We start from the raw sequence: 2566 nt of genomic DNA, 5'->3' as shown, positions 1-2566 counted from the left end.
GCTTGGAATCGGCCTGTTGCTCGGGCTCGTCAATGGCGTATTGGTCGCTTTTGGCAAGCTGCCTGCGTTTATAGTCACACTGGGCGGATTGACGGCGATGCGTGGGATCGCACGCCTCATCGGCGAAGACAAAACGGTGTTCAACCCCGACTTGTCATTTGCCTTCATTGGAAACGATACGTTGTTCGGGGTGCCATGGCTGGTTGTCATCGCGCTGGTAGTGGTGACTCTTTCGTGGCTCATTCTTCGTCGGACGGTTTTAGGCGTACAGATTTACGCAGTGGGTGGCAATCCTGAGGCCGCGCGGTTATCGGGAATCAAGGTCTGGAAAGTCCTGCTCTTCGTTTACGCCATATCCGGTTTGCTGGCAGGTGTGGGGGCCATCATGACTTCCGCTCGTTTGATGGCGGCCAACGGTCTGCAAATGGGCCAGTCCTATGAACTCGACGCTATCGCCGCCGTCATCCTGGGTGGCACACGTTTCACCGGCGGCGTCGGCACCATCGTCGGTACGCTGATTGGCGCCCTGATCATCGCGACACTTTCCAACGGTCTGATATTGCTGGGCGTTTCGGATATCTGGCAATACATCATCAAGGGTGTCGTCATCATCGGGGCGGTAGCACTCGATCGTTTTCGGCAGGCCGGCGCACGAACCTGAACTCTATAAAACTCCTCTAATACTCCAACAATAAGAGACTGTGCTCATGAAAAAAACAATATTGGCCGCTGCTTGTGCACTCCTGGCATTTAATACCGCTCAAGCGCAAGAATTGAAATCCGTCGGGATAACCGTTGGCTCGCTGGGAAATCCGTATTTCGTAGCGATGGTAAATGGCGCCAAAGCGCAGGCATTGCAGATCAACCCCGCCGCAAAATTCACCTCAGTCTCGGCCGACTACGATCTAAACAAGCAGTTCACCCAGATCGATAACTTCATTTCGTCGGGCGTAAACCTGATTCTTGTCAATGCCGTCGACCCTGTAGCGATTGCACCTGCGATTGCCAAAGCCAGAAAGGCCGGCATAGTGGTTGTGGGGGTTGATGTCATGGTGCAGGGTGCCAACGCCACGGTACAGACAGATAACGTTGAAGCCGGCAAGATAGTCTGTCAGTACATTGCCGAGCAGCTGGGTGGCAAGGGTAACGTTATTATCCAGAATGGTACGCAGACTTCAGCAGTCCTGGATCGTGTCAATGGGTGTAAGAGTGTTTTCGCACAGGCACCCGATATCAAGGTACTGTCCGATAATCAGGATGCCAAAGGCTCGCGAGAAGGTGGCTACAGCGTGATGCAAGGCGACCTGACTCGCTTTGCAAAAATCGACGCGGTGTTCGCTATCAATGATCCCCAAGCCATAGGTGCAGACCTGGCAGCAAAACAACTCAAGCGTAAAGGCATCATTATCGCATCGGTGGATGGGGCTCCCGATATAGAGACAGCACTCAAAAGCGATACACAGATCCAGGCTTCTGCCTCTCAGTCCCCTTGGGGCCAGGCACAACAGGCCGTAACGATGGGTAACGACCTGCTGAATGGCAAATCCCTGGAGAGCACAACGGTACTGCTTCAACCCTCACTTGTAACCCGAGCTAATGTTATGGAGTACAAAGGTTGGCAAGCTGACCAATGACTAATATGCGGTTTAGTCAGGTGGCATAGGGGTATCCAGCCACATCTGGAATGCGGGTAATGGCTGCTGCGAGGTACTCGTAGTAGCCGAACAGCCTGAATTTAATGATCTTCCGGTGGCTCTGGTTAAGTATCAGGCCCATGGATGTGCTTCAATTATTGGCCTCTTAGAGGTGTGCTCGCTAAGGATTCAGTTGATCCTGTTGTCATTATGTATCCATAAGTATTGTTCAAGCTCCACGTATCTCGGTATGGGGGCGTGAACGACGCTTGCTGACGAGAAACCTGGCATGTTTTCCAACGCAAACACAATAGTAAGCATAGAGCTACTTGACTACGTCAAGGCTCTGCCTGGTAATCGAATTGTCGTTGCGCTGGCGGGGCCACCTGGTGCCGGTAAGTCCACCGTCTCTGAGGCCTTGGTAGAGGCCCTTAATCGTATTATGCCGGGGAGTGCAGCGGTCATCCCCGGGGATGGCTTTCATTACGATGACGCGGTTCTTGGATCCTTGAACCTTTTAGACCGTAAGGGCTCCCCCGAAACATTCGATGTGGGTGGCTTCAGGAGTCTGCTGCTGCGGCTTCGTGCGAACAACGAACCAACGGTTGCCGTTCCAGTATTCGATCGTAACCTGGAGATATCCCGTGCCGCAGGACGATTGGTTTCCTCTGACGTGAAATATCTCATCGTGGAAGGAAACTACCTTCTATTGAATCTTGCCCCATGGTCGTCCTTAAAGGACTGTTTTGACACCACCATTATGCTGCAGGTTGACCGTAAAACCCTGGAGACGCGACTGCTTGATCGATGGCGATCATTCGGGTTCGATGAGTCTACTGCCTATGAAAAAGTTCATTGCAACGACCTTCCGAATGCCGAGTTTGTGATTTCGGCCAGCAGTAGAGCTGACTTCACGATCACAGATGAAGAAC

Annotated in this window: 3 protein-coding genes; all 3 read left to right on the top strand. The window is 52.5% G+C overall.

Features of this window, described 5'->3' with window-relative positions:
• The coding region (locus ACXRVY_RS23715) for an ABC transporter permease subunit (RefSeq protein WP_458238397.1) at nucleotides 1-661 on the top strand (661 nt) is incomplete at its 5' end.
• 46 nt (nucleotides 662-707) lie between these two features.
• Complete coding sequence (locus ACXRVY_RS23710; protein ID WP_108219387.1) at nucleotides 708-1634, top strand: ABC transporter substrate-binding protein; 927 nt, start codon at nucleotides 708-710, stop codon at nucleotides 1632-1634.
• A gap of 289 nt (nucleotides 1635-1923) precedes the next feature.
• A partial coding sequence (locus ACXRVY_RS23705; RefSeq protein ID WP_458238396.1) for a nucleoside triphosphate hydrolase occupies nucleotides 1924-2566 on the top strand: 643 nt, incomplete at its 3' end.

The organism is Pseudomonas sp. P5_A2_2, assembly GCF_054177685.1.
Note: the sequence above shows the minus strand (reverse complement) of the source record. Positions and strands in the feature narration are given on the sequence as shown.